The organism is Burkholderia sp. 3C, from assembly GCF_054589155.1.
Genome location: NZ_BAAILN010000087.1, coordinates 43,248 through 45,407, shown reverse-complemented (window position 1 = coordinate 45,407; position 2,160 = coordinate 43,248). Strand labels below are relative to the sequence as shown.

General features: G+C 67.2%; 2 protein-coding genes. Both read right to left on the bottom strand.

The genetic code is table 11. From position 1 onward, the window contains the following. Positions 1-85: 85 nt before the first annotated feature. Entirely contained in the window at positions 86-886 is an 801-nt protein-coding gene (locus ACYP33_RS15405) for an SPOR domain-containing protein (RefSeq protein WP_459622708.1), read from the bottom strand. A gap of 87 nt (positions 887-973) precedes the next feature. Further along, on the bottom strand, positions 974-2,160 hold a 1,187-nt coding region (locus ACYP33_RS15400), incomplete at its 5' end, for an arginine--tRNA ligase (RefSeq protein ID WP_459622707.1).

The following is a 2,160-nucleotide window of genomic DNA, read 5'->3' as shown; positions in this document are numbered from 1 at the left end:
ACAGGAACAGCGTGCTGAGCAGTTTTTTCATGTTGGGGTTTCGAACGGTTGCGTGGGGCCGGCCGCGGCCGGCCGGCTTGCTGGCTTACTGTTTCGTGAAGCGGATCACCGCGGTATCGACACCGGCATCGGACAGCCGCTGGCGGGCGGAGTTCATCTCGTCGAACTTGTTGAACGGGCCGACCCGCACGCGATAGTACGTGACGCCGCTGACATCGCGCTTGGAGACCTTCGACTCGAAGCCCTGGAAGCCGAGGCGTGCGCGCTGCTGCTCGGCGTCGGATTCGGTCTTGTAGGCGCCCACTTGCAGGAAGTAGCCGCTGTTGGCGTCGGCCGGGTTGGCGGCGGACGGCGTCGAGCCGGCCTTCGGCGGCTGCTGTTGGGCGGTTTTCGGCGCTTGCGTGCCCGTGCTGCTGCCCGGGTTGGCGGCCGTGGCCGGCGCTTGCGGCTTCTTGGCGGGCGGCGGCGTGACCGGGTTGTTGTCGGCCGGCTTCGGCGCGACGGCCACGCCGTTGCTGTCCGACGAGGACGAACCGCTGTTCGTGCCCGGCACTTCGACGATCTGCGGCTCGGGCAGCAGCGGCGGCTGGGTCTGGTTCGCGGCCTGGCCCGGCGCGGTGTTCGGCGGGGCCGGCTGGGCGGCTTGCGGCGTGACCGGCTGGCCCGGCGTCTTGCCTTGCAGCGCGCGGTTCGGATCGAATTGCGGCTGGCTGGCGCTGTTGTCGGCGGGCGGCGCCACCTTCGACACGAACGGCGACGGCGCGCGCGTGATGTAGAGCGCCACCACCACGGCGATCGCGAGGCCGACAATCAGGCCCAGCACGATGCCAAGAAAGGTTCCCCCGGCTTGTTTCGACGGTTTCGACGTGCGGCGCGGTTTTGCCATTGCTTGAGTCACCTGCTAAAAGAAGTCGTGAAACGGGATGGGTGGCGCGGCCGCGCGAGCGCACGGCCGCCGATGCCGGCCCGGTGCTTACATCTTGTTCGGCGACGACACGCCGAGCACCGCGAGGCCGTTCGCCAGCACCTGGCGCGTCGCGGCCAGCAGCGCGATGCGTGCGGTACGCTGCGCTTCGTCGTCGACCAGAACGCGCTCCGCATTGTAGAACGAGTGAAACTCGCCCGCGAGGTCGCGCAGGTAGAACGCGACCGCGTGCGGGGCCAGCTCGCCGGCCGCGTGCGTCAGCATGTCGGGGAATTCCGCCAGCTTCTGCAGCAGCGACATGGCGGCCTTGCTGTCGAGCAGGGAGAGATCCGCGCTGCCGAGGATCGACTCGTCGGCGCCATGACGCGATTTCCACTCGTTCAGCACCGAGCAGATCCGCGCATGCGCGTACTGCACGTAATACACCGGGTTCTCGTCGTTCTGCTTCAGCGCCAGGTCGATATCGAACACGAATTCCGTGTCAGCCTTGCGAGAGATGAGGAAGAAGCGCACGGCATCGCGGCCGCGCGTGATGGTGGCTTCGTCGAGCTGCTCGGGGGAGGTTTCCGAGCCCTGCGACGCGCCGCCCGACCATTCGATCAGGTCGCGCACCGTCACGTAGCTGCCGGCGCGCTTCGAGATCTTCACTTCCTGGCCGTCGCGCATCACCGTGACCATCTTGTGCAGTACGTAGTCGGGATAGCCCTTCGGGATGCCGAGGTGCAGGCCCTGCAGGCCGGCGCGCACGCGCGCGATGGTGCCGTGGTGGTCCGAGCCCTGGATGTTGATGACCTTGGTGAAGCCGCGCTGCCACTTGGCGACGTGGTAGGCGACATCCGGCACGAAGTACGTGTAGGTGCCGTCGGTCTTGCGCATCACGCGGTCCTTGTCGTCGCCTTCGTCGGTCGTGCGCAGCCACAGCGCGCCTTCCTGTTCGTAGGTCATGCCGGCATCGACCAGCGCCTTCACCGTGCTCTCGACGCGGCCTTCCTGATACAGCGACGATTCGAGGTAGTACTGATCGAAACGCACGCCGAACGCCTTCAGGTCGATGTCCTGCTCGCGGCGCAGGTAGGTCACCGCGAACTTGCGGATCGCCTCGATATCCTCGATGTCGCCCTTGCCGGTGACCGGCTCGCCGTCGCTGGCCTCAACGGTGGCGCCGGCCAGGTATTCGCGGGCGATGTCGGCAATGTATTCGCCGTTGTAGGCCGCTTCGGGCCAATCGGCGTCGC